The 26,269-nt window shown below is 66.4% G+C and carries 22 protein-coding genes; 11 read left to right on the top strand and 11 right to left on the bottom strand.

Features of this window, described 5'->3' with window-relative positions; all coding sequences use genetic code 11:
* Positions 1-146: 146 nt before the first annotated feature.
* The gene (locus HPC46_RS35170) at positions 147-527 is read left to right on the top strand and encodes an STAS domain-containing protein (RefSeq protein WP_179475259.1); all 381 of its coding nucleotides are present in this window, start codon (positions 147-149) and stop codon (positions 525-527) included.
* Positions 528-642: 115 nt separating this feature from the next.
* On the opposite strand, the gene HPC46_RS26995 is transcribed toward HPC46_RS35170, so the two are convergent.
* Together HPC46_RS26995 and HPC46_RS26990 are read right to left on the bottom strand one after the other, a co-directional pair.
* Entirely contained in the window at positions 643-3,264 is a 2,622-nt protein-coding gene (locus HPC46_RS26995) for a LuxR C-terminal-related transcriptional regulator (RefSeq protein WP_179475258.1), read from the bottom strand.
* Positions 3,265-3,395: 131 nt separating this feature from the next.
* Entirely contained in the window at positions 3,396-4,577 is a 1,182-nt protein-coding gene (locus HPC46_RS26990) for a serine/threonine-protein kinase (protein WP_179475257.1), read from the bottom strand.
* 320 nt (positions 4,578-4,897) lie between these two features.
* Here HPC46_RS26990 and HPC46_RS26985 point away from each other — a divergent pair, with 320 nt between their 5' ends.
* Positions 4,898-6,109: a pyridoxal phosphate-dependent aminotransferase gene (locus tag HPC46_RS26985; protein WP_179475256.1), complete on the top strand. Its 1,212-nt coding sequence runs from the start codon at positions 4,898-4,900 to the stop codon at positions 6,107-6,109.
* Positions 6,110-6,186: 77 nt separating this feature from the next.
* Here HPC46_RS26985 and HPC46_RS26980 read toward each other — a convergent pair whose 3' ends face one another.
* From HPC46_RS26980 to HPC46_RS26940, 9 genes are read right to left on the bottom strand one after another with little or no spacing between them, the layout of a single operon-like run.
* On the bottom strand, positions 6,187-7,482 hold the full coding sequence (locus HPC46_RS26980; protein ID WP_179475255.1) for a cytochrome P450: 1,296 nt from the start codon (positions 7,480-7,482) through the stop codon (positions 6,187-6,189).
* Positions 7,479-8,213: a methyltransferase domain-containing protein gene (locus tag HPC46_RS26975; protein ID WP_179475254.1), complete on the bottom strand. Its 735-nt coding sequence runs from the start codon at positions 8,211-8,213 to the stop codon at positions 7,479-7,481. Before HPC46_RS26975 ends, HPC46_RS26980 begins: the two co-directional genes overlap by 4 nt.
* Positions 8,214-8,228: 15 nt before the next feature.
* A complete protein-coding gene (locus HPC46_RS26970) occupies positions 8,229-9,335 on the bottom strand; it encodes a methyltransferase (RefSeq protein ID WP_179475253.1) in 1,107 nt (368 codons plus the stop codon).
* The gene (locus HPC46_RS26965; RefSeq protein ID WP_179475252.1) at positions 9,328-11,538 is read right to left on the bottom strand and encodes an MMPL family transporter; all 2,211 of its coding nucleotides are present in this window, start codon (positions 11,536-11,538) and stop codon (positions 9,328-9,330) included. Before HPC46_RS26965 ends, HPC46_RS26970 begins: the two co-directional genes overlap by 8 nt.
* Positions 11,532-13,139: an AMP-binding protein gene (locus HPC46_RS26960; RefSeq protein ID WP_179475251.1), complete on the bottom strand. Its 1,608-nt coding sequence runs from the start codon at positions 13,137-13,139 to the stop codon at positions 11,532-11,534. The genes HPC46_RS26965 and HPC46_RS26960 overlap by 7 nt, the downstream gene beginning before the upstream one ends.
* Positions 13,136-13,390 carry an acyl carrier protein gene (locus HPC46_RS26955; RefSeq protein ID WP_179475250.1) on the bottom strand — a complete coding sequence of 85 codons (255 nt, stop codon included), beginning with the start codon at positions 13,388-13,390 and terminating at the stop codon, positions 13,136-13,138. The genes HPC46_RS26960 and HPC46_RS26955 overlap by 4 nt, the downstream gene beginning before the upstream one ends.
* On the bottom strand, positions 13,387-14,421 hold the full coding sequence (locus HPC46_RS26950; protein WP_179475249.1) for a 3-oxoacyl-ACP synthase III family protein: 1,035 nt from the start codon (positions 14,419-14,421) through the stop codon (positions 13,387-13,389). Before HPC46_RS26950 ends, HPC46_RS26955 begins: the two co-directional genes overlap by 4 nt.
* Positions 14,418-15,089 carry a DUF8713 domain-containing protein gene (locus HPC46_RS26945; protein WP_179475248.1) on the bottom strand — a complete coding sequence of 224 codons (672 nt, stop codon included), beginning with the start codon at positions 15,087-15,089 and terminating at the stop codon, positions 14,418-14,420. Before HPC46_RS26945 ends, HPC46_RS26950 begins: the two co-directional genes overlap by 4 nt.
* Entirely contained in the window at positions 15,089-16,756 is a 1,668-nt protein-coding gene (locus HPC46_RS26940; RefSeq protein ID WP_179475247.1) for a thiamine pyrophosphate-binding protein, read from the bottom strand. The genes HPC46_RS26945 and HPC46_RS26940 overlap by 1 nt, the downstream gene beginning before the upstream one ends.
* Positions 16,757-17,619: 863 nt before the next feature.
* Between HPC46_RS26940 and HPC46_RS26935 the strand changes: the two genes are divergently transcribed.
* The 9 genes from HPC46_RS26935 to HPC46_RS26895 form a co-directional block, all read left to right on the top strand.
* Positions 17,620-18,429, top strand: a complete 810-nt coding sequence (locus HPC46_RS26935) for an MlaE family ABC transporter permease (protein ID WP_325096789.1) — start codon at positions 17,620-17,622, stop codon at positions 18,427-18,429.
* A gap of 8 nt (positions 18,430-18,437) precedes the next feature.
* A complete protein-coding gene (locus tag HPC46_RS26930) occupies positions 18,438-19,298 on the top strand; it encodes an MlaE family ABC transporter permease (protein WP_179475275.1) in 861 nt (286 codons plus the stop codon).
* 3 nt (positions 19,299-19,301) lie between these two features.
* Positions 19,302-20,366 (top strand): MlaD family protein, encoded by a 1,065-nt coding sequence (locus tag HPC46_RS26925; protein ID WP_179475245.1) that lies wholly within the window; start codon positions 19,302-19,304, stop codon positions 20,364-20,366.
* Positions 20,363-21,373, top strand: a complete 1,011-nt coding sequence (locus HPC46_RS26920; RefSeq protein WP_179475244.1) for an MlaD family protein — start codon at positions 20,363-20,365, stop codon at positions 21,371-21,373. Before HPC46_RS26925 ends, HPC46_RS26920 begins: the two co-directional genes overlap by 4 nt.
* Complete coding sequence (locus tag HPC46_RS26915) at positions 21,373-22,413, top strand: MlaD family protein (RefSeq protein ID WP_179475243.1); 1,041 nt, start codon at positions 21,373-21,375, stop codon at positions 22,411-22,413. The genes HPC46_RS26920 and HPC46_RS26915 overlap by 1 nt, the downstream gene beginning before the upstream one ends.
* Before the next feature lies 1 nt (position 22,414).
* Complete coding sequence (locus tag HPC46_RS26910; RefSeq protein ID WP_179475242.1) at positions 22,415-23,581, top strand: MlaD family protein; 1,167 nt, start codon at positions 22,415-22,417, stop codon at positions 23,579-23,581.
* Positions 23,578-24,624, top strand: a complete 1,047-nt coding sequence (locus HPC46_RS26905) for an MlaD family protein (protein ID WP_233716737.1) — start codon at positions 23,578-23,580, stop codon at positions 24,622-24,624. Before HPC46_RS26910 ends, HPC46_RS26905 begins: the two co-directional genes overlap by 4 nt.
* On the top strand, positions 24,621-25,586 hold the full coding sequence (locus HPC46_RS26900; RefSeq protein ID WP_179475241.1) for an MlaD family protein: 966 nt from the start codon (positions 24,621-24,623) through the stop codon (positions 25,584-25,586). Before HPC46_RS26905 ends, HPC46_RS26900 begins: the two co-directional genes overlap by 4 nt.
* 32 nt (positions 25,587-25,618) lie before the next feature.
* Positions 25,619-26,269, top strand: a 651-nt coding sequence (locus HPC46_RS26895; RefSeq protein ID WP_233716735.1) for a hypothetical protein, incomplete at its 3' end; no start/stop codon positions are given.

Genomic DNA, 26,269 nt, shown 5'->3' with positions numbered 1-26,269 from the left:
CGTGGGTGTAGGCTCGTGAAAGGTTGATTGTCCAGCCGCGGTATTCGTCGCAGGCATGCGGTGTGCGTTGCACCCGCTGTGCGAGCCTCTCGGGCGCGTCCCACCCAGACTTGTTTCTCCCTTCTAGTGCTCATTGGAGCCGTCTAGTGTTTTCTCCTCTTTCCGGGTCGCCCATAGATTGCGAAACCCGAAACCCGTTACAACTCTTCACGGAATGGCTTTCGCCGACCGACGTTCGGATCACCGTCGCCGGCAACGTCGACATGTGCACAGCGCACCAATTGAGCCACTACACCCTCGGCCGCGCGGGCAACTGCAAGCGCCTGACTCTCGACATGACCCAGGTGAGTTTCTTTGACTGCGCTGGCATTTCAGCTCTCTACCACATCGATGAGCGGTGCCGCAGAGCAAACGTCACGTGGATCATCGAACCTTCGCACTGCGTTTCGCGTGTCATCGGCATGGGCGATCCACTCTGCGAATTACCAATGACAGCCGATGGCGACTTCGAGTCGGCCTGCGCGTGAAAGGAAACCCAGTGGATTCCCTGTTCTCTCATCCGGTCGAGGACGAGCCCGCCGCATCGTCAGACGACGACCAATCGCGGACACCGGTAGGAAACCCCGAGTTCTCGCACCCGTCCTAGCGCGCCTCGGGATCAGCGTTGCGCATGAGACGGATCAGCTGTTCGCGTTCGTTGATTCCCAGCTGTTTGTAGATCCGGTACAGGTGTCCTTCCACCGTGCGGACCGACACCACCAGGTGTTCGGCGATCTGCCGGTTCGACCAGCCGCTGGCGACCAGCGTGGCGATCTCCCGCTCACGGCCGCTGAGCGGCAGCGGAACTCCGCCGGTCGCCGTCGCCGGAGTGTGCAATCCGTAGGTGCTGACCAGCCAATGTGCCCGCGTCGAGGACTGCAGCCCGGGCAGCCGAGCGCCCGCCCGGCGGTGTGCCACCGCCGCCGCGGCAAACGCGTCGGCTGCGTGCGCCGCCATGCCCAGTGATTCCCACTCGGCGGCCACCCGGTCCAGGCTGTCACCATCGCCGGCCACCAGCGCTTCGGCGTGGGCGGCGGCAAGGACCGCGATCGGAGAATCCAGTTGGTCTGCAAGGGCTTTGATGCGAGCCACATCAGGTTCCATTCCGAACCGCATGCCGGTGTACAGGGCCTCCATCTCGCCGGTGGTGATACCGCAGCGGCGGGCGGCCTCGGCGGCCCGTTCGATCGCACCATGGGCCTCGGCGATCGCCCCGGTGGCGGCGCTGTGATACGCCCTGGCCAGCTCGAGCGACGGCCGGAACACCTCCACCGCCGGTCCCCATGCGTTTTCGGCCACGCTCAGCGCCCGTGCGGCCGCACCGCTGTCACCGCGCAGGACTTCAGCCTGAACGGTCCAGACGGCGACCAGAGGCACCCATCCCCCCGACAGGGTCGACACCATCGCCGACAGTGCGCGCTGCAGCCAGTCGCAGGCCGCCTGCGGGCGACCCGCCGCGAGCGCGACCCGGCCGGCCATCGCCGCCACGATCGCCTCCGCATGCGGGGCCCCGTGCGCCCCGGCCTGCTGCCGGTCGACGATGGCCTGGGCGCCGGCGATGTCGCCGTGGTTGAGCGCCGACAGCGCCTCTGACAACGCGATCGCATACTGCTGTGGTCCGGACGCACAGTGAAGTGCCGCATCAGCACCCCGGCTGGCCGCGGCCGCCAACACCTCCGGCCGCCCGCGCAGGTTCGCCGACGCGGCAGCCGGAACCGCCGCCCACAGGACAGCCATCGGCATCGCATCAGGGTCGGCGATCACAGCGGCGCTCGCCGCATCCGCGGTGTCCAGATCAGCGGCGAAGTACGCGATCGATGCCTCGACCGCCAGCGCATAGCTGCGCAGAGCGGGCATCGTGACACGAGACCGGACCGTGCCGAGAACCTCCTCGGCCATCGCACGCTGCCCGCAGCCGAAGAACAGGTTCGTCGCCCGCAGGCACCCCCAGCGGACGAGCATCACCTCGTCGCGCGGATCGAACGTCGCCAACAGCTCCTCGGCCTGCTCGTTGAAACCCTGCCAGCCCAGCGCATCCGCGAGCGCGATCGCGGCGCGCAGTTCCCCGCCGTTCTCGTAGGCGAACCGCGCCAATTGCTCGGCGAGTGTCAGGCTGGACATCGTCATCGCACTCTCGGCGGCGTCGATGATCAGGTTGATGTCCGGGGTCGCGTCGCTGTTCATCATCAGCCGGGCGAGTTCGATGACCAGCCGCGGATCCCTGGTCGCATTCGGGTCCAGGTCGCCCACCAGCGACCAAAATCTCTGTGCGAGCGAGGTATTGATCTGCCGCAGTCTGGCCACCCCGCAGCCCCTGCGCACGACGTCGGCCAGCACCGGATGGGCCACCTGGACACGCATGCGCAGCGGGTCGCTGATCACGTGGATGACGGCATGCCGTTCGGCGTCGCTGATCGAGTCGATATCGCACATCGCGCGAAGCGCATTCCAGTCCAGAACCTCTGCCGCTGCCACGATTTCGAGAACATCACGTTCGTTCGGCGGCAGCCCGCGCACACGCGACTCGAGGAGTTGCTCGATGTCGGAGCCCAGCCGCGGTGAGTGGGTGAGCCGCCAGCGTCCCGTGTCGTCGGTGAGGGCGCCGTCGTCCACCGCGGTGTCCAGCAGGCCGCGCAACAGCAGCGGACTGCCCGCAGACAATTCGTGAAGCTGGTCGACGACGGTTCCGGCGACAGGGCCGCCGAGTGTCTCGGTGAGCAGCCGCCCGGTATCGGCGTGCGAGAACGTGCCCACCTCGATGCGGCGCAGGTACTGGTCTTTCCACAGCGCGGTGATGGCGTCGGGAACCTCGGTTTCCGACCGCATGGTGACGATCAGCGTCGCTGCCCCACGCACGGCCAGCTGGTGCACGACAATTGCCGACAGCGGATCGAGCAAATGCGCGTCGTCGACCACCAGCAGTAGGTTCTCAACGCTGTCGAGTGCATCGTGCGCGGCGGCGAGCAAGCGGATCGGCTCCAGCGCGCCCGGGATCTGCACGATCCCGGCGAAGGCGGCCAGCGGAACGTCCCGGGAGGTCTGGGTGCCCAACACGAAGTGAGTGCGCATCCCGCGGCTGCTGAACCGTTCAGCTACCTGGCGCGCCAGCGCTGTCTTACCGACTCCGGCTTCCCCGACGAAGACCACACCGCTGAACGACGAGTTGTCGACGGCGTCGATCGCCTGATTGATCTCTGCCGAGCGGGCAACGAACGGCCACTCCAATTGGCAGGCCGCCTTCCCCTAGTACGGCTCATCCGTGCGGCGCACGGTCCCGGTGTAGCGAGTCGATACTAGCGCCGGGTGGGCGCTGACCGGGGATTACTGACCAATGGAGCCCGAACCACCCCCCGGGACTACCCGCGTTTCTTGTCGCCCTTCCCGTGTCCTCGGCCGCCCTGATCGTGCTGTCCGGGCGGCGCCGGCGGCGCGACGACCGGACTGGGCGGCGGGGCGACCGTCGTCGTCGGAAGAACCGGTGTGCTGGTGCCCACCGGCTGCGGCGGCGGTGCCGTCGATGACGGTGAATCCATCGCCATTGCCACCGCCGAGACGCCAAGGGCCACCACTGCGGCAGCCGCCCACGCATACACCCGGCCCTTGCCTCGGCGCGGCCGAGGTCGCGGTGGCGGCAGATAGGTACCAGCCGGGACCGGCGGTTCCGTCAGCATTTTCGTTCCAGGCGGCGGCCGACCGGGGCCCGGAGCCGAGAGGTCGAACAATGCAGTCCGGTCACCTGCCAGCGCCGCACGCATTTGTGCCGCACTCCCGAAGCGCTGCATCGGGTTTCGCGTCATCGCACGATCGATGACCGCCGCGAGCAACGGATCGGTACCAGCGGAGATCGCGGCCACCGGCGGTGGCGGGTTGTCGATGATCGCGCGGGCGAGCGCGGCTGGATTGTCCTGTGCGAACAGCCGTCTGCCCAGCAGGGCCTCGTAGGCCATCAGCCCGACCGCGTAGAGGTCGTCACCCACCGAGGCGGGTGCGCCGGTGAGGCGCTCAGGGCTGAGGTAGCTCATGGTCCCGACGATCTGGCCGGTCGTGGTGGGCGCGCCATCGCCGGTTTTCGCGATGCCGAAGTCGGCGACCTTCATACAGTCGCCGGGCGCCGACACGAGGATGTTCCCCGGTTTGATGTCGCGATGCAGGATTCCGGCGCTGTGCGCGACCTGAAGGCCCGCCAGGACGTCGTCGAGCATCTTGCGAACGCGCCACGGCGGCATCGGGCCGGCGGCGATGAGGTCGGCCAGCGTCTGGCCGGGCAACCGTTCCAGCACGATGAAGGGGCTGCCCTCGTGCACACCGAAGTCGAACACGACGACGATGTTCTGGTGCGAGAGCCGAGCCGCCGACCGGGCCTCGTCTTCGAAGCGGCGCCGGAGGTCGGGCATCGCGCCCAGCGCCGGATGCAGCAGTTTCACCGCCACCGGTCGGTTGAGCCGGGTATCCCACCCGTCGCGCACCTCGGCCATGCCGCCGCGCCCCAGGGTCCCGCGTAGCGCGTAGCGGTCCACGAGCATTTCGTGGCCGGTCATACCTCCTCTCTAACCCGGATGACGTGATCGCAAACGGGGGGTGGGACATTCTCTTGCTGAACTGCGAGCCGCGCGATCGCTGAGCCTGAAGGAATGGCCGTTACGAAAGTTCAAGCAGCACAGAGCAATGATCGGCGGGACAGTCCGTTTCCATCGCCCCCGCACAGCCTGGGGCGTTCACCGGACTCCAGCGCTCATTCCCACGTGCTGTCGCCTGATCGCTCGGTCAGGCAGCCGCTGGACGCTAGGCTTTGACGCATCTGTCAATACGCAGCCCGCGAACGGGGTTGACCTGCGGATTGACAGGTGAAAGGAACCGCATGAAGTTCGCCCAGTCGAGCAGGCTGTCCAACCTGTCGCATGAAACCCCGGGGCCGATCACCGAAGAGGTGGCCCGGCTCGAGGCAGCAGGACATCACGTCATGCGACTGGATGCGGGCGATCCCTATCAGTTCGGCTTCCAAGCACCTGCCGAACTGATCCGCGAGATCGCCGACACCCTGTCCCGGTCGGCCGGATACACATCGCCCAAGGGACTGCTCACCGCGCGCCGTGCCGTTGCGCAGTATTACGCCTCGCGCGGAGTCCCCGATGTCGACGCCGAGAACGTGTACCTCGGCAACGGCGCCTCCGAGTTGATCACGATGGCGATGACGGCACTTCTGGAAGACCGCGACGAGGTCCTGGTGCCCGCTCCCGACTTTCCGGTATGGACCGCCGCGGTCAACGTCAACGGCGGCCGGGCCGTGCACTACCGGTGCGACGAAGCATCGGATTGGTACCCCGACATCGCCGACATCGCGGCGAAGGTGACCGCGCGCACGCGGGCGATCGTCATCATCAACCCCAACAATCCGACCGGCGCGGTGTACCCGCCCCAGGTGCTGACCGGCATCCTCGAGATCGCCCGAGAGCACAATCTCATCGTCTGCTCGGACGAGATCTACGACAAGATCCTCTACGACGACGCCACCCACACCGTGACGGCGTCGCTGGCGCCGGATCTGCTCTGCCTGACGTTCAACGGCCTGTCCAAGGCCTACCGCTGCGCGGGATTTCGGGCCGGTTGGCTCGCAGTGTCCGGGCCGACCGATCACGCCACCAGCTATCTCGGCGGGCTGACGACCGTGGCGGGGCTGCGCCGCTGCGCGAATGTGCCTGCCCAGCAAGCGGTGCGGGCCGCACTCGATGCCGACCATTCAGGGTGCGATCTGACGTTGCCCACCGAGCGATTGCACGAACAGCGGGACCGCGCATGGGTCGCCTTGAATGCGATTCCGGGCGTCTCGTGTGTCAAGCCCAGGGGCGCGTTGTACGCGTTCCCGAAGATCGACCTCAGTGTGTATCCGATCCGCGACGACGAGCAGTTCGTCCTGGATCTGCTGCTGCAGGAGAGGATCCACATCATTCCCGGCACGGGCCTGAGTTGGCCTGAGCCCGACCACATCCGGATCGTCACCCTGCCGCAAGCCGACGAGCTGGAATCCACCGTCGAGCGAATCGGGCAGTTCCTGGCGACCTATCGCCAGTGACCAGGCGCCGAGAGTGCGGGATCTCGGTGAGGATCGGCGCGACGACCACCGAAAGCCCCCACGCCCGGCGCATGTGACTAACGCCGCCCGATCACGTCCAGCGCGATCTCGCGGCCGGGTTTGGTGGCAATACCGCGGGGCACCGCGCGAGGCGGCCGCCCGTCGTCGCGGGCCCGCAGTTCGACGGTCTTCATGATGGTACCGAGCGCCACCGCCAGCTCGTTGTGTGCGAACGCCGCGCCGATGCAACGACGGTACCCGCCACCGAACGGGGCGTACTGAAACGGTGACGGCCTGGCACCGAGGAATCGCTCGGGGCAAAACGACTCAGGGTCCTGCCACACACCAGGATTGAAATGCAATGCGGGAAGTGCGATTCCGACTATGTCATCAGGTGAACAGGCGACGGAATCGACGGTGAGCGGGACGGTGAGTCTGCGCAATACGATCGGCACCGTCGGATGCACGCGCAGCGTCTCGGAGATCACCGCGCCGAGGTACGGCAGCGCGGCGATCTCGGCCGGTGTGTCCGCGGCCGCGAGTTCCGCGATGACGCGTGCGCGAATGTTGTCGTCGCGGTGGATGTGGTACAGCGCCCACGTGAGCGACGTCGAACTGGTTTCGTGCCCGGCGGCCAGCATCGTCCGAAGCTGTTCCCGCAGAACGTCATCGCCAAGGACCTTGCCCTCGTCGTCGGTGGCGTCAAGGATCAGCCCGAGCACATCACTGCCGTGTTCGCCACTGCCCCTTCGCTCTTCGATCTGCGCCGACAGCAGCGCGTCGAGCTCGGCCCGAAAGGCGACCAGGCGGGCCCACGGCCCTCGCCCGGCGATATCGCGGCGCAGCCAGGGCACCAACATCAACGTCGCGCTGCCGGACCGCAGCAATTGCGTTGTCACCCGGGCATACTCGCGGCGAAGCCCACGATCCGTCACCCCGAACACGACGCGGATCACCACGTCCAGAGTGATGTTCTGGGCCGCCTGGCCGACCAGCAATCGGTCGCCCGGCCGCAGATCAGCGATCTGCTCGGCGGCAACCTCCGCGATCAGATCGACGTAGTAGCGCATGAGTTCACCGCGAAACGGCGGTGTCAGGACGCTTCGGGCTCGCCGGTGAGCCTCGCCGGACAGCAGGATCAGTGAGTTCGGTCCGACGACGGGTTCGATCGGGTTCGGCAGCGGGGCACGGCAATGCGTGCCGGGGGCGGTGAGGATATCGCGCGCGCCGTCGGCGGTCGAGAAGAACAGGACCTCGCCGAGTCCAGGAAACCGCACGGGGAACGGCTTGGGGTCGGCCGCGTGACGCCGGAAGAACCCCTCCGGGTCGAGGCCGGCCCAGGCCGCGCGGCCGAGTGCTGCCAGCGCGTTCACGTCGTCCTCGACGCCACGACGACCTGGTTGCGCCCTAGCCTGCTGAATTCGAGGGTGATCGCCGGGTCGGCCTGCGCGGCCAACACCTGAAACGCCGAAGGACTGTAGGCGCGCAGCGAACTGATCAGCCCGTCGTGGGCAAACGGCAGAAACACGAACGGCAGCATCGACGCCAATCGGAGTAGGTGCACCGGCGCCGGCGGGCGGCGCAGGTCGCACACGACCAGCTTGTCCGCGACCCGGGTTCCCTCGGCCAGAACCCGCGCGGCCTGGACGGGCGGCAGGTGGTGAAACGACAGGGCGAACAACGCGAGATCGTACGAGCGGTCGGGCGCGTCGATCGCGGTGGCGTCGACTTGGCGCACGACGGCACGCGGGTGGCTGCCCAGGTCGCCCGCGGCGATATTCGACACCGAGACCGGGTCGATGTCGGTGACCGTGAGCGCAGCGGTGGGATGCATCCTCAGCACTGTGCGGGACAGGGCGCCGTGGCCCGCCCCCAATTCCAGGATCTTCGGGGCGGAGCGATCTGCGACCAGCGGCAGGGCTCGGGCGGCGAGATGCTCGTGATCGCGCAGGATCCGGCCCATCCAGTCCAGCGACCAGATCACCTGCCGTTTGATGCGGTCGTCCACATCGTCTCGGTCCAGGTACTCCGGACGGTCGGTTTGCAGACGTCGGTCCAGCCAGGTGGCGTCGAACCCGCCGCGGGGCATGGTGGCGATGTCCATCACGGGCTCCGCCGCCTAGCCGGGTGACACGCCATCGGCGATCGCCTCGACCACACTCAGCGGTGAGGCAGTCGGGACCACGCGGGTCATTCGGAACCCGGCTTGCGCCAGCAGATTCCGGTACTCCTCCGCAGTGCGCTCACGGGAGCCGAGGTTCAGCAGCATCTCCAGATCCACCCAGTTCTCCGGGCCGTCGCGGCCGTTCTCTCGAACGACCATCTCGACCAGCAGCAGCGTGGCACCGGGCTCCGTCGCCGCCCGAACATTGCGCAGGATCTGCAATGCCTTCTCGTCCGGCCAGTCGTGGATGACGTTCTTCAGCAGATAGGCATCTCCCCCGCTGGGAACATGCTCGAAAAACGACCCTTCCACGATGTCGACGCGGTCGGCGACATGGTTGGCGCGCAACAACTCCGGGGCGCCCGCCACCACCCGCGGCACGTCGTAGAGAACGCCTTTCGATCCGGGCGTCGACCGCAGGATGGCGGCCAGCATCGCACCCTGTCCCCCGCCGACGTCGACGATGGTGCGATGCGCGCCGAAATCGTAGCTGGCCACCACGACGGCCAGCGTCATCTGCGCCAGGCTCGTCATCGTCTGGTCGAAAAGGTCCGCGTGGTCGGGAATGTGGACGAGGTAGTCGAACCCGTCCATGCCGCGCAATGCCGGCACGATCGATTCGCCCGTGCGCACCGAGTCGGTGAGCAGCGTCCAGCGTTCACGCTGCTCTTGCGAACCCTGGAACATCGCGGCCCCTTTGAGCGAAATCGGCGCATCCGAACGAAGGGTGGCGGCAAGGGGATTCAGCGCGTAGCGGCCGTCTCGGCGGCGCCGGAAGATGCCTCGGCCGATCAATGCGCGCATCAGCCTTCGCAGCGCGTCGGGGTTGGCGCCCACCCGCTCGGCCAGCTCGTCGATGGGCAGTGGCCCGTCGGCGAGCGCATCGGCGATTCCGAGTTGCGCGGCCGTGGTGATCGCCTGCGCGGGCCAACCCGAAACGACCAGCTCCATCATCGCCATGGGCGCGGGCAGCATCCGTTGATGCAGCAGCAGCAGGTGATGGCGTGCCCACTCGACTCCGCGGGCGAGCCAGGCGGGCGGCACCTTGGCGGCCTTAGGCATGGGGCGCCTCCCGGATTCCGACCCGTTGATGCAGGCGCGCCAGCGATGTCGGGGCCCACCAGTTGAATCGGCCCATCAGGTGCATGAAGGCGGGAACGAGCAGAACGCGGACGAGAGTGGCGTCGGCCAGGATCGCCAACGTCAGTCCCACGCCCAGCATCCGCAGGAATGACACCTGCGCACCGGACAGCGCCGCGAAGGTGATGGCCATGATGAGCGCGGCGGCCGTGATCACCCGGGCGGTGCGGGCCAGCCCGAGCGCGACGCTCCTGTCGTTGTCGGCGGCCGTCTTGGCGCTCGCCAGCCAGAATTCGCGAATGCGTGCCACCAGGAACACTTCGTAGTCCATCGACAATCCGAAGGCGATGCAGAACAGCAGGACGGGGATGCTGATCGCCAGAGTTCCGGTCGACGTAGTGCCCAGGGCGCCGAGGTGGCCGTCCTGGAAGATCCACACCAGCGCGCCGAATGCGGCGGACAGCGACAACACGTTGAGTATCAACGCCTTCAGTGGCACCACGACGCTGCCGGTCATCATGAAGAGCAGTACGAAGGTGACGCCGGCGATGATCGCCAGAACCGCCCCCAGCCGGGATGCGATGGCGCTGGCGGTGTCCCGGTTGATCTGCGGGGTCCCACCGATCAGGACCTGCCGCCCCGCGGGTGGCCGAACTACCTGCAGCCGGTCGAGCTGGGTCTCGGATGCTTGGGAGTACAGCGGTGCGGTGCTGGTGACGGTGAGGAAGGCGCCGCCGCCGGTGATCGCGGTCGCCGCCGTCGGCGGACCCACGGACGCGCCGTTGACGAAGGTGGCGCCTGCGGCCGAGACGGATGACACGTCGGGCACCTGCGACAGCGCGGCCGCGTAGGTGTCGAGTTCGGCCGCACTGAGATTCTTCACATCCGGTATGACGATGGTCAGGTTCTTTTCCAGGTCAGCGGCGAACTGTGTGCGCATCTGATCGCCGACGACGTGAGCTGAACTCGAGGTCGGCAGGACCCGGTCGTCGGGGACCCCCCATGTGACGCCCAGGAATGGCGCGCCGAGCAGCACCAGCAACGCAACGATCGCCACCCCGACCGGTACCGCCCTGCGCATCGAGAACATCGCCAGCCGGTACCAGGGACTTTCCTCCACCGGGCGCGCTGCGGCGGCCGGACGCCGCAACCACCGGTGAAGATCCAGCGAGTCCAGTCGGTCGCCGAGCAACACGACGGCCGCCGGCGTCACGAAAATGGCTGCGAGAGAAGCGAATGCGACCACGGCGACGCCCGCATAGCCGAACGACTTGAGTGCATAGATCGGGAACAGCACCATGGCCGACATCGACAGCGCGACCGTCATCGCGGAGAACAACACCGTTCGGCCGGCGGACACCATGGTGTGTATCAGCGCATCGTCACGCTGCGCACCGGCTGCCAGCTCGTCCCGGAACCGGCTCAGCAGCAACAGCGTGTAGTCGATGGCCAGCGCCAACCCCAGTGCCACAGCGAGATTGAGCGCGAAGATCGAGACGTCGGTGGCGAACGTGACGACGTGCAACACCGCCATCGCCCCGAAGATCGCCACAGCGCCCACCGCCAGCGGCAGCGAGGCGGCAACCAGGCCGCCGAAGACCCAGACCAGAACCAGGAAGCTCAGCGGAATCGCGATGCCTTCCATGAGCTTCAGGTCTTTCTCACTCTGCTGGGTGATCTGGAGCATCATCGCCGCCTCACCGCCGGCCCGCACAGTCACGCCGTCGCGGTCGTGCACCACCTTGTCGATCAGCACCCCGGCGTTCTTGGGCGCATCGTTGTCACCGCCGGTGATACCGGCCACGATGACGCCGATCGTGCCGTCCTTGCTGATCAGCGATCCGACGGCGGACGGCGGAGCGGTCCACGGCGAGCTCACCGTCGCCACGCTGGGCGACTGGCTCAACGTCTGCACGATCTCGGTACCCACCGCACGCGCCGCGGCCGAATCGGCGCCGGCCGGCGAGCTGACGGTGATCAGCAGCGGCATGTCACCCTGCCCGAAGGTACGGGCCAGCACTGTCCTCGCCTGTGACGACTGCGCGCCGGGATCGGTGAGTCCGCCCGCGGAAAGCTTGCCGGCCACCGGAACACCGAATACGGCTGTCGCAATCAGAACGAGTAGCGCGATTGCGATCATCCGCCGGGGAGCGCGAATCGCGAGTGCGGCGATGCCCGCTAACACGGTGTCAGCGTTCCCGCCAGCCACTGTGTGCGCGCCTCGAGCCGACGCAGCTTTCCACTGGACGTCCGCGGCAACGTGCCTGGCGCCACCAGTTCGACGTGCCCGACGGCGATGCCGGTGCGCTGCAACACCCGGGTGGCCACGTCGACCGCCAGGCTGTCGGGGGCGTCGGCGGTGGTCTCGACGAGCATGGCCAGCGCCTCGTCGTCCGCGTCGACGGGCCGGTACCCGACAGCCACCGCACATCCGGTGCGAACACCGGCCAGCCCGTCCAGTGCCGCCTCGAAATCCTGCGGTGCGTGGTTGGCTCCGCGGATGATCACGGTCTCCTTGCTGCGTCCGCAGACGAAAAGCTCACCGTCATGGATGAATCCGAGGTCACCGCAGTCCAGCCAACCGTCATGTAACACGTGAGGAGTGAGGTCGCCGCGGCCGAAGTAGCCGGCCATCACACTCGGCCCCCGAACGAAGATGTTGCCCACTTCCCCCTCGGGCAATCGCCGGGAATCGTCCGCGCGGACCTCGACCTCGACGCCGGCCAGGGGACGACCGGTGCTCACCACCTCCTTGTTGTCGAGCTCGAACAGCTTGACCGGGCTGCCCGGTGGCTTGAAGGTGACCGCCAACGACGCTTCGGCCAGGCCGTAGACGGGGGTGAACGCCTGCGCGTCGAACCCCCAGCGTTCGAAGCGTTCACTGAATCGGCGCTGAACCTCGGCGCTGGCCAGCTCCGCGCCGTTGAGGCACAGCCGCCAGGACCGCAAGTCGACGCCGTTGAGGTCCTCGTCGCGAATCCGCTTCAGGCACAGGCCGAAAGCGAAGTTGGGTGCGGCGGTGATCGTGCCATGGTGCCGCGAGATGGCACGCAACCACGCCGCGGGTACGGCAAGAAACAGTTCCGGCGGTAACAACACCAAGGGCCGCGGAAGATAGAACGCCGTCAGCAGGTTTCCGATCAACCCCATGTCGTGGTAGAGCGGCAGCCACGTGACGCCCACCTGTTCCGGCATGCCCGCGCGGGCGAAATAGTCGGCGATCGCGGCCATGTTGTACAGCAGGTTTTCGTGGGTGAGGGCGACGGGTTTGGGGTCATGGGTGGTGCCCGAGGAGAATTGGATCAGTGCGAGATCGGTTGCGGCGAGCGCGACGTCGTCGCCACTGGCGCCCCTCAATTCGGCTGCGGTGCGACAGCCGGCCTCGTCCGACTCGAGCAGCGGGCGGATCCGGTCTTCGGTGATCACCAGGGCGGCTTGAACCGCACGCAACATCGCCGCGGTCCGGTCGCGGTACTCGTCGAGCTTGCCCAAACGCACCGGTGGGTACAACGGTACCGGGATGGCGCCTGCGTACAGCACGCCGAAGAAGCCGGCGACGAAGTCCGGACCGGTCGGCAGCACCAGCGCGACACGATCGCCCGCCTTCACACCGGTCGCCCGCAAACCACCGGCGAGATCGCGCGCCTGCCGGCGGACCTCAGCCATCGAAACCTCGGTGTCGTTCTCATTGCGATCGACGAAGAACAGGCTGTGTTCGGTTTGCGCTGCGGCATCGAGCATCTCGGTCAGCGTCTCGAATTTGGGCCGGATCGGTGCGGCTGTCATGACCGTTCCTGGATCCGGCGCAGCACCAGCCGGGCCAGCTCGCCGATGGTCCGCAGGTCGTCGCCGTCCTCGGCGTCCAGGTCGATGTCGTAGCGGGCTTCGATCCGGAAGACCAGCGACAACACCCGGGCCGAATCCATGCCGGCGTCCTGCAGGCCCGAGTCGGCGGTGAGAGTGACTGCAGCACCATCGGTTTCGGACTCGATGAGCTCGATGATCTCTCGGGTGACACCAGCCAGCGTCGCCGTCATCTCCGCGTTCCACCCCACTGGATGGCGGCCGCGCCCGCGAAATCGCCGGCGTGCGCGAACCCCGCCATCATCACGATGTCACCGGCGCCGATCCGGCCGTCGAGAATCGCGGCCTCGAAGTTGACCGGGATGGCGACCGCGAACAGGTTGCCGCACTCGTGGAAGGTGTCGGGGTGCCGCTCCGGTGAGATGCCCAGCGCCTCATTCCAGTTCCGCAACAGCAGCCGGTTGGGCTGATTGGTGACGAGCAGGTCGAGGTCACCCGGCTTCACCCCGATGCGGTCGCACACCGCGCGGACCACCGAGGGCACCTGCCGGTTGCCGCGGGCGAGCACCTTGATGATCTTGCCTTCGTTGAACCCGACGTAGCCCTGCCCCGGCCCGGCTTCCCACCAGCGCCGAGCGGGGTCTGCCGCCAACGTCATATCGGTGGCGTTCTCACCGAAATACCGGCATTCGATGTCGAGCACCGGTGAGCTGTCCGACAGGGTGACCAAGCCCACCGCCGCGCCGTCGCCGGGTACCGACGCCTGGGCCAGCTTGCGTACCTGATCCTGTTCGAAGATCTTGCCTGCGGCGTTCTGCGCGACCGCGATCAGCGCCGTGCGGCCCGCTCCGCTGGTCAGCAGCTGACGAGCAAGCTTGAGCATCAACACAAATGCGGCACACCCGCCGTTGTGGACGTCGACGATCCATTCGGGACTGATGCCGATTCGCTTTGCGACCTCGCCGCCCGCACCGAGGATCGGCAGATCGGGCAGCTGCGAGTGCGTCAACAGCACGTCGACCTCGTCCAGCACATCGGCCCCGTGGCGGGCTACCAGTTCGGCGACGGCGCGTTCGATCATGTCGACGTTGGATTCGTCGTCGGCGGCGTGGTGCCGGAAGTCCGGCGGCCGGAACATCGGGTTGTCGCGCAGATCGTCGTTTTCGCTGAACTGCGCGTACCACTGCGCGGGAACCCGGTTTTCGGGCAGGTAGGTGGCGACGTCGATCAGGCTGACGGTGGGCTGGGCGCCGGCCGGGCTCATGATGTCCGCATCCAGTCCGGTGTGACGGGCAGCCCGTTGTGGTGCCGGTATTCGGCAATTGCCTTGAGATTCTTCAGTTCCAGGAGATGGCCCGCACCGAACATCTCCCAGAAGTCACCGACCCAGACCGGGCGCTCCGGCGGGGCGGTCTCGGGATACGGATTGTCGTCGTAGAACGGATGGTGGCAATTTGTCCACAGCACCACCGAGCCGGGCTTGTTGAACACCAGCTGCGCGTCCACCACGCGCATCAGATAGATCATCCACAGGTGCCGCCCTTGGTCCCAGGCGCAGTGATAGTCGACGGTGCGGGCCTCGCGGTTGGCGACTGTGCGGGTGTAGATCTCGGTCTCACTGCCCAAGCGGTCATAGGCGAGCCACAGGCCGTCGGAGTCGGTGGGGGTGAACCCACGCAGGCTGTAGGTCCACTCCTCCAGCGAGCGGGTGTCAGACAGGTAGTCGAACAGCTCGTCGGGCGGGCAGTCGATGAAATCGTTGACCGTGCAGTACTCGCCGAACACGTCGTCATGCGGGTAGACCGCGTGGATCATCTCCATGAGGACCGGTGTGGCCTTCTCGCGGGGCGAGGTCTCGATGCGCATCAGCCCGGGAATCGGATCGGTGCCACCGTGGTGAGTGGTGATGTCCTCGAGCGCAGGCAGTGTCATCAGTTTTCCTTCGTCTTCGCCAGAAATGGTGTGAAGGGCGGAATTTCGTCCGCCGAGCAGTCGATCGCCACCACGGACGGACCCTCGACGTCCAGTGCGGCCTTGATCGCCACCCGCAGTTCGCCGACGTCGGTGACATCGATCGACGGCAGTGCCGGGAACATCGCGGCCAGCCCGGCCCCGAGCCGGCTGGGGCCAAACCTGTTGTAGCTGTAGCGGTCACCGTAAAACAGCTGCTCACGGCTGACGCACATCGCGTGGGCGTGGTTGTCGAACAGCACGAAGGTGACCGGAAGCCGGTAGTGCAGTGCAGTGTGAATCTCCATGCCGTGCATATAGAACGATCCGTCACCGGCGATGACCACGGTGCGGCGTCCGCGTGCCATCGTCATCCCGATGGCGGCGCCGAAGCTGTACCCCATGCCGCCCATCCCGAGGGCCACCAGAAAGCGGCCGTCGCGGCGGGCCGGCAGCCAGTGAATCGCGGCCGCGCCGATATTGCCCGCGTCGACCACGATGTCGGCCGCCTCCGGCAGCAGCTCATCCAGTGCCAGCATCGCCTCGCGGTAACGCACCCCCGCCCCGGCGTGGGCCGGCGGCGTCAGCTCACCGGGTGTCACAGACTCTGGGTCCGGCCAGTCCTTGTCGCCCAACGCGGCGGCGAGCTCGCGCAGGGAGGCGCGCAGGTCGTCGCTGTCGACGTGGGTGGCAGGCAGGTAGGGCGACGCTGATCCGAGTGACGCGATCGGCCGTGAGCCCAGCACCTCCTCCAGGCCTGCGCGCGCCATCAGCGGCAGACGGGTGCCCACGAGCAGGCATGCCGCGCTCTGAGCCAGTGCGGCACTCACCGCGGGGTGCCCCATCACCCCGGTCACGCCCAAGGGGGATTGGGCCGCGACGACGTCTTTCGCGTCGGGCACCGCGGCGATTCCCGCCCGCAGGACCGAACGCAGGTGTTCCAGTTCGGCGCGGGCATCGTCGCGGGCCACCTGGTCACCGGCGATGATCATCACCGGGCCGGCCACGCCGCGCAGCAGCTCGACCAGCGCGCCGACGTCCCCTGCGTGGCGCGCTGGGACGTCGGAATCGTCGTCGACCGGGGCCTCGAGCACGGCCTGCTGAATATCTTTGGGCAGCAACAACACCGCAGGCCCGCCAAGGGTGGTCGCGGCAGCCAGTGCCTGCGGCAACGCGGTCGCGATGTCGGCCGGGCGCAGCACCCGCCGGCAGAACACCGACACCGCCGAGAACAACGCCTCCCCGTCCAGTGCGCCGCTCCGGCCACTGGTGTCCTGAAACGATCCGAGCCCGTCGGTCGTGGTCGCCGGCTGACCGATGAGCCCGAGCACCGGCACCCGGCTGGCATAGGACTCCCCCAGGCCGGCGATGGTGTTGAGGGCGCCGCCACCGGATGTCGCGGCGACGACGCCGATACCGGCGCCGGCCCGGCTGTAGCCGTCCGCCATGGCGGCCGCGGAGAACTCGTGCTTGGCCACCACCGCGGTGAACTCGGCGCAGGCGTGCGCGGCGTCGTAGAGGTCCTCGATGTTGGCGCCGTCCACCCCGAACAGGTGACGGACGCCGCGCCGGGTCAGGTGTTCGACGATGTAGTCGACTACTCGCGTGCGCCCAGCCCCCGCGCCGATGCGCTCAGAGCTGACCGGCATGACGTTCGAGCGCGGTCGCCCCCGGCACGTGCCCGCACACTGCGCTCGCCATGACCCCCGCCTAGTCTGTCCAACTCGCCCGAACCCTAGTGCAGATGCGCGGCCGTTCGCCGGGCTTTGACGATCTGATAGACAATCGCACCGGCTCGTAGCGGTATTTGCCCGAACGGCGCGCGGCCCCGGCATACGCGAAATGTGAACACGGCGGTGTGCGGTAACCGTCCCCGGCGACGGGCCTGACTTCGGCGCTCGCAGCCACGATCGGGCGCGGATCCTTTTTCCGTACCGCCACGAATTGGCCTTACTGTCAATTCCCTGTGCATTCACCCTCCGCTTCAGGCCGTACGCCGGGGCCGAAAGCTGTCGTCGGCGGACACGAAGTAGCGCCGAGCCAGGGAACTTACGGCCGCTGCCGCCTCGAGCACGCGTCGTCGCACGTTATTGACCTTGCCGCAACTCTTGGGTCGGTTCAGGCGGCCGGGCAAAGCCTCGACAGGCCTTGACGTTCGATTGTGGCGTACATCACACTGAACTTCTTTCCGTGAACACACGCACTGTGCCGCTGGTACAACGCACGTACTCGTACCGCTGGTAAACGCACGACAACCAAGCTCGAACTTTGCTGGGGGGAGCAGCCGTGCCAGCGATTAAGGAGGTGCCTGCCGTTGACCGCAGGTGTCCATGACGCGACTGCGGCCCAAGCAGCGACCCAACCAGAAGGCATCGATCTTGCCTGCGTCGACGTCGACGCGACGATCACCACCAACGGCGACATCGTTGCCGATGAGGTGCCGGTAGAAAGCGGCCCTCACCAGGAGCCCGAACCCGTCACGCGGGCGTCCACCGGCCGCGAAGTCGTCGCGATACTGAGCAAGCCGCTTAGACACGTTCTCGGCCAAACGGATTCGTCGCTGCAGACACTGGGCCGCTTCTTCGGCCTGGGGGCTCAGGCGTTCGGCTTCCTCATCACGGATCTGATCCGCCTGCGCCACCCCTGGCGCGACACCGTCAACCAGGCCTGGTTCATCATCAGCGTCACCGCGATACCGGCCTTACTGGTGTCCATCCCATTCGGGGTGATCGTGGCAGTGCAGGTCGGCAACTTCATCCAGCAGGTCGGTGCATCGTCGGTCTCGGGCGCCGCCGGCGGCCTCGGGGTGATCCGGCAGGGCGCACCGATGGTGGCCGCACTGTTGCTGGGCGGCGCCGCGGGTTCGGCAGTGGCGACCGACCTGGGCGCCCGCACCATCCGCGAGGAGGTCGACGCGCTGCGCGTGATGGGCGTCGACCCCGTGCAGCGGCTGGTCACCCCGCGACTGGCAGCAATCGTGTTTGTGGCGCCGGTGCTCTGCGCCTTCATCATCTTCATGGGACTGGCGGCCGGCTACGCCATCAACGTCGGCTTCCAGTCCGGCACACCCGGCAGCTACATCGCGTCGTTCGCGTCGTTCGCCAGCGTCAGCGATGTCGTCGTGGCCATGCTCAAGACGTGGCTGTTCGGTGTGATCGTGATCCTGGTGTCCTGCCAGCGCGGTCTGGAGGCCAAGGGCGGCGCCCGCGGCGTGGCCGACGCGGTCAACGCCTCCGTCGTGATCGGCGTGGTCGCCGTGTTCATTCTCAACCTCATCATCACGCAGGGTGTGTCGATGTCGATGCCGCTGAGGATGGGGTGATGGCTCGGATGTCAGCGCCGTCACGCCACACTCCCGGCGTCGTGCGCGCGCCGCTGTGGATCGCCGAGCAGGGCGACTCGGTCTTCCAGTGCCTCGGACATCAGGTCAGCTTTCTGGCCCAGGTGCTCGGCGCGATCCCGCACACGCTGAAGCACTACCGGCACCAGACCGGCGTGCTGCTGGTCGACGTCATGTGGGGCAACGGGTCACTCATCGTCGGCGGCGGCACCATCGGCGTCCTCGTGTTCATGGGCGCGGCGGTCGGCGGAGCAGTGGGTATCGAAGGCTACGGCGCACTGGACATGGTCGGAATGGGCCCGCTTACCGGATTCGTCTCCGCGTATGCCAACACCCGGGAGATGGCACCGATGATCGCCGGCATCGGCTTCGCCGCCCAGGCCGGCTGCCGCATGACCGCCGAGATCGGTGCGATGCGGATCTCCGAGGAGATCGACGCGCTCGAGGCGCTGGGAATCCGGTCGATCCCGTTCGTGGTCACCACCCGGGTGATCGCCGGGATGCTGACGATCATCCCGCTGTACGTGGTGACGCTGGCTCTGAGTTATGTGTCGTGCGCGCTGGTGGTCAACGTGCTGCACGGGCAGTCATCGGGCACCTACTACCACTACTTCGACTCGTTCATCCAGCCCTCGGACATCGTGTTCTCGGTGCTGAAGGCCGTCATTTTCGTGACGCTGATCATCGCCATCCACGGCTATCAGGGCTACTTCGCGGTCGGCGGTCCCGAAGGCGTCGGGCGGGCCTCGGGACGCGCCATCCGGGCCAGCATCGTCACCGTGGTCGCCGCCGATATGGTGCTGACGCTGATCTTCTGGGGTAACAGCCCCGGGATTCGGATCTCGGGATAGGGCATGTTCGCATCTGCCGACCAAGGGGGCCGCAGGCCGAGTTCTCGCGCATTGCGGATCCGCGGACTCATCGCCGCGGTGGTGCTGGCTGTCGGGGGCACCGTGCTCTACCAAGCCGGCACCGGCGGCTATGCCGACACGTTCAAACTCACGGTGATGGCCGACAAGCTGGGCGAGGGCCTGACGCCCGGCGCCGAAGTGAAATTCCGCGGCCTGACGATCGGTTCGGTGGAGACATTGCAGTCGGCGGGGTTCAACAAGCAGAAGATCACCCTCGAACTCGAGCCGCGCCAGGCGGCTGCCCTGGCGGCCGACACGACGGCGAACTTCACGTCCTCCAACACCTTCGGGCTCGCCGCGGTCGAACTGGTCAGCAGCGGATCGGGCCCGCGGCTGGCCTCGAACCAGACACTGGTGGTCGACACCAATGTGAAGTCGGCGTCCATCACCGGACTGCTGCGGCAGGGCCAGCGATTCGGCCGGATCATGGACTCGCCCGATATCGACCACATCATCGGGATCGTGCGCAAGCATGCCGACCTCACCGAGCCGGTCACCCGGTCGTACTTCGATCTGATCAAGATGCTCACCGACTCGCAGAAAGTGCCGTTCTCACAGTCACTTTCGGTGCTCGCCTCGGTGGTCAACGGGGTCAGCGACGCCGTCCCGCTGGTCAGCCTGGCCTATGATCTGCTCAACGGGATGGAGTTCCTGGCACACCCCGACGGGGTGGATCGGATGAACCTGATCATGGACCAGTTGTCGAAGCTGCTGTTCACCGCCGACGGAATCTTCGCCAAGCACATGAGCTGGCTCGTCCCGCTGTTCGGCGGGATCATGAGCGTCTTCGTGCCCTACGCCTACATGTACGGAAGTATGTCGCCGGCCTATGACCGGATCTCCGGGCTGTTGGACCGCACCAGTACGGCGTTTCCGATCATCAACGGCAAGGTCCGGCTCAATCTCGAACTCACCCTGGACACCATGCCCGGGCTGGCGGCGGCGCTGCCCGCCGAAGACCCTGCGGCGGCACCCGCACCCGCTCCACCGCAAGGCGGCGGCCGATGAGGAGTGTCACCAAATCGGTGTTCTGGCTGACGGTGTTCACCGCGGTCGCAGTGGTCTGCACGCTGATCGTGCTGACAGCCCTGCGCAGTCCGGTCACCGGGTCGCTGTCCCGCTACACGGCCACCTTCTCCGACGTGTCGGGGCTCTACGTCGGTGACGACGTCCGCATCTCCGGCGTCCAGGTCGGCAAGGTCGCGACCATTCGGCTCGACGGGCGGGTCGCCAAGGTGGACTTCACCGCGCAGGCCGACCACCCGGTGTATGCCAACACCGTTGCCGCGGTGCGCTATCAGACCCTGATCGGTCAGCGTTACGTCGAACTCGTCCAGCCGGCCAAGCCGGCCAACAAGCTGCCGGACGGGGGCACCATCCCGATCGGGCAGACGATCCCGTCGTTCGATGTCGCCAAACTGTTCAACGGGTTTCAGCCGATGTTCCAGACTCTCGACCCCGCCCAGTTCAACCTGTTGGGCGAAAACCTGCTGCGGCTGATCCAGGGCGACGAGTCCGGTATCGGCCCGTTCCTGCACAACCTCGACGAAATTTCCAAGCTGGCGGTCGACCGCCAGATGGTGATCACCACCATGATCCGCAATCTCAGCGCGATATCCCAGGATCTGGGCGGGAAGTCCGGACAGCTGTTTGAGCTCATCTCCCAGCTCAACGTGGTGCTCGCGCAATTCGGTTCCAAGGCTGAGGAATTCCGCTCCGCGCTGGACAGCGGACTGCCGGTCCTGCGCAACACCACCCATGTCATGCAATATTTCGAGCACACCTTCGATGGAACGACCGGCCCGCTGTTCGACCTGAGCAGCCGGATGTGGCCGCAGACGCCGACGATCATCGCGGGCCTGTCGCTGGCTCCGTCGTTGATCCAGGGCATGCGGAACTGGCTGGTGGACGAACAACCCGCCACCCCGACGTTTTCCTGCTCACGCGGTGAGGTCACGCTGCCCGGGATCGGCGAGGTCTCGTTCGCACAGCAGAACCTGGTGGTGTGCCGGTAATGGAACTCGACAAGCACCTCACCACGCTGCGCGCGAAAATCGGCGGGCGGCAAGGCTCGCGAGACGAGCGCGAGACCGCCAAGCGCAACCGGCGAAACGGCATCATCGGTGTCGCTGTCATCATCGCCTCACTGGCCGGCACCGCGATGGCCTACCTCAATCCGGCGGACGAGGCCGGCTATACCGCACACATGCCCAACTCCGCGGGTCTGCGTGCCGGCGACCAGGTCCGGGTGGCGGGAATCGCCGTGGGCAAGGTCACCGGCGTTCGCCTCGACGGCGCCTTGGTCGAGATGACGTTCGACGTCGAGAACTCGGTCAAGGTCGGCTCGGACTCCACCCTGGACATCAAGTTGCTGACCCCGCTGGGCGGCCACTATGTCGCGCTCGACCCGAAAGGCTCGGCACCGCTGGGCCGCAACGGAATTCCGCCGAGCCGCGTCACCCTGCCCTTCGAGGTCAACGACATCATCCAGGCGGCCACCCCGGTGGTCAAAGAGGTCGACGGCCAAGTCATCCACGACACCTTCGCCGAGGTGGCCAAGGCGGCCAACAGATATCCCGACGCGATCCGTAACCTGCTCCAGTCGGCGGACACGCTGACCGAATCGATGAGCAAGTCCACCGCCGACTTTCACCGCGGCCTGGACTTCGTCAACGACGGTCTACGGGCGATGACGGCCGGACGCGCACAGCTCATCGCGCTGTTCGAGCAGTTCGACATCCTCGGCAAGATGTACACCTCGAAGGCTGTCGACATCGTCGAATTCTTCGCTCTGATCAAGGAATTGACCCGCGTCCTCGACCGGCTCACGATGTGGTACGGCAAGGATGTCATGCCTATCGCCGAGGGAATCGAAGACATCAGCGACACCCTGGCAGCCCATCCCGAGCGGTGGGGCATGGCACTCGACGGCCTTGGCCAGACGCTCAACATCATCGGGCCCATGCTCAGCGGCAACGGCGTTACCTTCGACCAGCACAACCGGCTGGTGCCCGGCCAGGACCTGTGTCTGCCCAACATCATGAAGGCCTGCTGACATGGCCGGCGCATCGGCTTTCGGATCACGGCTGCGGTCGCGGCGGGTCCTCGCCGTGGTCGTGGCGATCCTCGCCGTCGTCGCGGTTGCCGTCGTCGTCGGCATCAAGGTCCTGACACCCAAGATCAATCCGACCCGGGCGATGTGTGCCGAATTCACCGACGCAGTCGGGCTCTACCCCGGCAACAAGGTCGCACTGCTGGGCATCGAGGTCGGTTCGATGAGTGCGATCGTCAACAAGCCCGACCACGTCGAGGTCGACTTCACCGTGCCCGCCGATCTCGTTCTGCCCGCCGACGTCGGTGCGGTCACCTATTCGCAGTCGATCGTCACCGACCGCCATATCGAACTCACCAAGGCCTACACCGGCGGCCCGAAATTCACCGGCCCCGGGTGCATCAAGCTGAAGTCCACCAAAACCCCGATCAGCGTCAGCGAAACATTCTCTGCGATCGGCAATCTCACCGATACGATCTTGGGATCCGAGCCGGGACAGGACCCGTCCAAGGCGCCCGGTGTGCAAGCCATCAATGACAGCCTGACCGCGGCCAGCAATTCGTTGCAAGGCACCGGGCCCGGCATCAACAAGACGATGCGCAATCTGGTCACCATGCTCGCCGACCCGTACAAGGCCGACGCCGACTACCGGCAGCTGTTCGAGAACGGCGAAATCCTGTCCTCCGACTTCCTGAAGAACTGGGACAGCTTCGCCTCGGTGATCCGGACGCTTCCGGTCACGGCCCAGCTGATGGAGGGCCTGTCGGACAACTTCGGCGCTGCGATGGCATATGTCTCGCACCTGCTGCCGACCTTGATCGAGGCGATCAACCGATTCGGGCCCCGGTTCTACGATAAGTTCGATGCTCGGTTCGGCGGGTTCCGCGACCTCCTGAACCGGCACATCCCGGCCATCACCGCAATGATCAATTCGTGGCCGCAGTTCAGCCACTGGGTGGCCGATATCTATGAACCGGCCTGGGGCACCCACAATGTCACCTACATACCGCCGCAGGTATCGATCGCACCGACGCAGGCCGGCGCCATCTGCGAGGGACTCAAGGATCGCAACATCCCCGGTGCTGCCGCGGCGTGCGCGTCGGGAACTCCGAGTGACCCGATCACTCTCGGGTTGACCAATCTCGTTCTGGGGGCGGCGCTGTCACCATGACCCGACGATCGATACGCACGTTCTGCGCACTGCTGGCGACCCTGACCCTGGGTCTCACAGCGGCCTGCTCGCTGGACCCCACCCGCCTGCCGGTACCGGGCGCCTACCTGCCGAGCCACGCGTACAAGATCAAGATCGAGTTCGCCAGCGTGCTCAATCTGCCCGCCCGGGCCAAGGTCGATTCCGGTGGCGTGCAGATCGGTGTGCTCGATCGCGTGCAACTCGAGGGCACCACTGCCGTCACCTACGTCGAGATAGCCGGCGATACCAAGCTTTCCGTCAATACCCGTGCCGAGCTCCGCCAGGCCACTCCGCTCGGCGACATCTACATCGCGCTGCTGCCCCCCGAAGACAAGTCCGGACCGGTATTGCGCGACGGCGACACCATTCCGCTGCGCAACACCTCGCCGGCGGACAACGTCGAAGACCTGTTGCGGTCGATGTCGAACCTGGTGGCCGGTGGCGCGATCGGTACGCTGCAAACCACCGTAGTCAACGTCAACAAGGCGTTCCCGCAAGATCCTGGCGAGTTGAACCGGATGCAGAAATCTGTGGCCGGTGTGCTCAGCGACCTCGCCGCCAATCAGGACACCATCGACCAGATGCTCGACGGGATGGCAAACATCACCTCCGGTTTCGCGGACAACACTGCGGTGTTCAACCGGCTGGTGACCGAAGGCCCGGCGAAACTCCAAGGCCTGTCGGCGGTCACGATCGCCATCCTGAACGTGGTCGGCGCCTCTAAGGATGTCGGCAAGCTCGGTGGCGATCTCATCAACCCGATCGCCGGGGATCTGATGCAGATCCTGTCTTACATCACGCCGATGATCCACACGATGGCGACGGTCGACACCACGATCCCGGTGATCGCCGACAAGTTCGTCGCGCTACTGCGCTACAAGCTGCTCGGGTGGTTCCGCGACGGAGGCCCGAAGTACACCATCACCGAGCTCCACGCACCCACCGGACGTGAGGGCGTGGATCCCGCCGACAAGGCTGACGCGGCGGTACAAGCGATGCAGACGATGGGACTGGTGCCATGAAATTCGGTGCACGCACCACGCTGGCCATCCTGGTGGTGATGACGCTGGCCGGCGCGGCGTATATGTCGTTCGGCGTGCTCGACATGGGACCGACCAAGAAGGTCGACCGACTCACGCTGTTGCTCAACAGCTCCGGCGGTCTGATGCCCACATCGGACGTGACGATGCGCGGCATCAAGGTCGGCCGGGTGACCGGGATCCAGACCACCAACAGCGGGTTGGCCGTGTCGATGGACGTCGACCGCAAGTATCAGGTCCCGGCCGACAGCACAATCAGCGTGGAGAACCTCTCCGCGGCGGGCGAACAGTACATCGATTTCCGGCCGAAAGTCATTGCGCCGCCGTACTTCACCGATGGTGCCGTGATCCCAGCGGATCGAGTCGCACCGATCGTGACCGCCAGCGACCTACTCACCAAGGCCAACGTGCTGTTCACCGCGCTCAACCTCGACCAGATTCAGGGCATCGTCAAAGACATGTCGGCGGCCTTCAACGGCAACGACGACGCCATCGACTCCCTCGCCGTCACGGCCGGGTTGACCGCCAAGGTCATTCGTGACGACAAGGAACTACTGGCCACGCTCTTCAGCAACGTCTCGGAGTTCACCACCAACCTGGGCGACCTCCATGCCGGCGAAATCATCAGCGAGACCGGCAAGATGCTGCCGAAATCGGTGCCGGCCTTCCTGCAGCTGATCCACGAGATCGAGATCCTGTCACACACCGGCATCGGCGTGATCGGCCCGCAGGATCCGGTCGGAATCCTGGTGGCCAAGTTCGGCGAATGGCTCGATATGCTGGCCGGACCGCTGGGCACCTTCGCCACCATCCTGCAGCCGGCGATGGCACCGCTGCATGACATCAAGATAGATGCCGGGCACTGGCTCGACTTCTGGGAATCGACATTCAACGACACCGGCGGTGTGCGGGTGCAGCTCAACGTTCCCGAGTGGCACCAATGACCGCGGACGAGAGCAACGAGGAAAGTTCGGACATGACCAAAGCAACTGCCGCCGAGGACGAGAAGGTCGACGCGGTCGAGACCGAGCCTGCCGTGGATACCGCCCCGGCAGGATCTCGGAGCCGCAGCTTCTGGGTCGCCGTCGTCTTGGTGGTACTGCTGATCGGCGGCGGCGCATTCGGGTTCATCAAGTACCGCGACGTGAGCGGCCAGCTCACTGAGCTGCGCCAGGCCCAAGCCGACCGCGAGGCCGCCGCTCAGCTCGCCCGTGACTATGCGATGAAGTCGCTGACCTACACCTTCGAGGACCCGGACGCGTTCTTCCGGGCCGTCGAAGACGGGGTGTCACAGCAGCTCAAAGACAAGTACGTCAACGCAACCGACCTGCTCAAGGCGGTGATGTTGCAAGCGCAGGTGACGTCCTCCGGTGAGGTGCTGGCTGTGGATCCGGTTCTTCAGCCCGACGGCACCTACGAAGTGGTGGTGTCGGCGCACCAGACCACCCGCAATCTGCAGAATCCGACGCCGAAGGTGTCGATCATCCTGTTGCGGGTGACCGTCAACAAGGTCGGCAACGGCTGGCAGGTCACCGACATCGGGCCCAAGACCGGCACCAAAGCCGCCGAGGAGCAACAGATCCCGGGTGCCGCGCCCGCTGGGCCTCCCCCGGCACCCGGGCTCTGT

It is taken from the genome of Mycolicibacterium vinylchloridicum (assembly GCF_013404075.1).
Lineage (GTDB): Bacteria > Actinomycetota > Actinomycetes > Mycobacteriales > Mycobacteriaceae > Mycobacterium > Mycobacterium vinylchloridicum.
This window is presented reverse-complemented; position numbering and strand designations above follow the sequence as displayed.

Coding starts and splice junctions, on each gene's coding strand:
- HPC46_RS26990 (WP_179475257.1), bottom strand. CDS start 4,577: ATGACCGGCCACGAAATGCTCGTGGACCGCTACGCGCTACGCGGGACC.
- HPC46_RS26985 (WP_179475256.1), top strand. CDS start 4,898: ATGAAGTTCGCCCAGTCGAGCAGGCTGTCCAACCTGTCGCATGAAACC.
- HPC46_RS26975 (WP_179475254.1), bottom strand. CDS start 8,213: ATGGACATCGCCACCATGCCCCGCGGCGGGTTCGACGCCACCTGGCTG.
- HPC46_RS26970 (WP_179475253.1), bottom strand. CDS start 9,335: ATGCCTAAGGCCGCCAAGGTGCCGCCCGCCTGGCTCGCCCGCGGAGTC.
- HPC46_RS26960 (WP_179475251.1), bottom strand. CDS start 13,139: ATGACAGCCGCACCGATCCGGCCCAAATTCGAGACGCTGACCGAGATG.
- HPC46_RS26955 (WP_179475250.1), bottom strand. CDS start 13,390: ATGACGGCGACGCTGGCTGGTGTCACCCGAGAGATCATCGAGCTCATC.
- HPC46_RS26950 (WP_179475249.1), bottom strand. CDS start 14,421: ATGAGCCCGGCCGGCGCCCAGCCCACCGTCAGCCTGATCGACGTCGCC.
- HPC46_RS26945 (WP_179475248.1), bottom strand. CDS start 15,089: ATGACACTGCCTGCGCTCGAGGACATCACCACTCACCACGGTGGCACC.
- HPC46_RS26940 (WP_179475247.1), bottom strand. CDS start 16,756: ATGCCGGTCAGCTCTGAGCGCATCGGCGCGGGGGCTGGGCGCACGCGA.
- HPC46_RS26930 (WP_179475275.1), top strand. CDS start 18,438: ATGTCAGCGCCGTCACGCCACACTCCCGGCGTCGTGCGCGCGCCGCTG.
- HPC46_RS26925 (WP_179475245.1), top strand. CDS start 19,302: ATGTTCGCATCTGCCGACCAAGGGGGCCGCAGGCCGAGTTCTCGCGCA.
- HPC46_RS26920 (WP_179475244.1), top strand. CDS start 20,363: ATGAGGAGTGTCACCAAATCGGTGTTCTGGCTGACGGTGTTCACCGCG.
- HPC46_RS26915 (WP_179475243.1), top strand. CDS start 21,373: ATGGAACTCGACAAGCACCTCACCACGCTGCGCGCGAAAATCGGCGGG.
- HPC46_RS26910 (WP_179475242.1), top strand. CDS start 22,415: ATGGCCGGCGCATCGGCTTTCGGATCACGGCTGCGGTCGCGGCGGGTC.
- HPC46_RS26905 (WP_233716737.1), top strand. CDS start 23,578: ATGACCCGACGATCGATACGCACGTTCTGCGCACTGCTGGCGACCCTG.
- HPC46_RS26900 (WP_179475241.1), top strand. CDS start 24,621: ATGAAATTCGGTGCACGCACCACGCTGGCCATCCTGGTGGTGATGACG.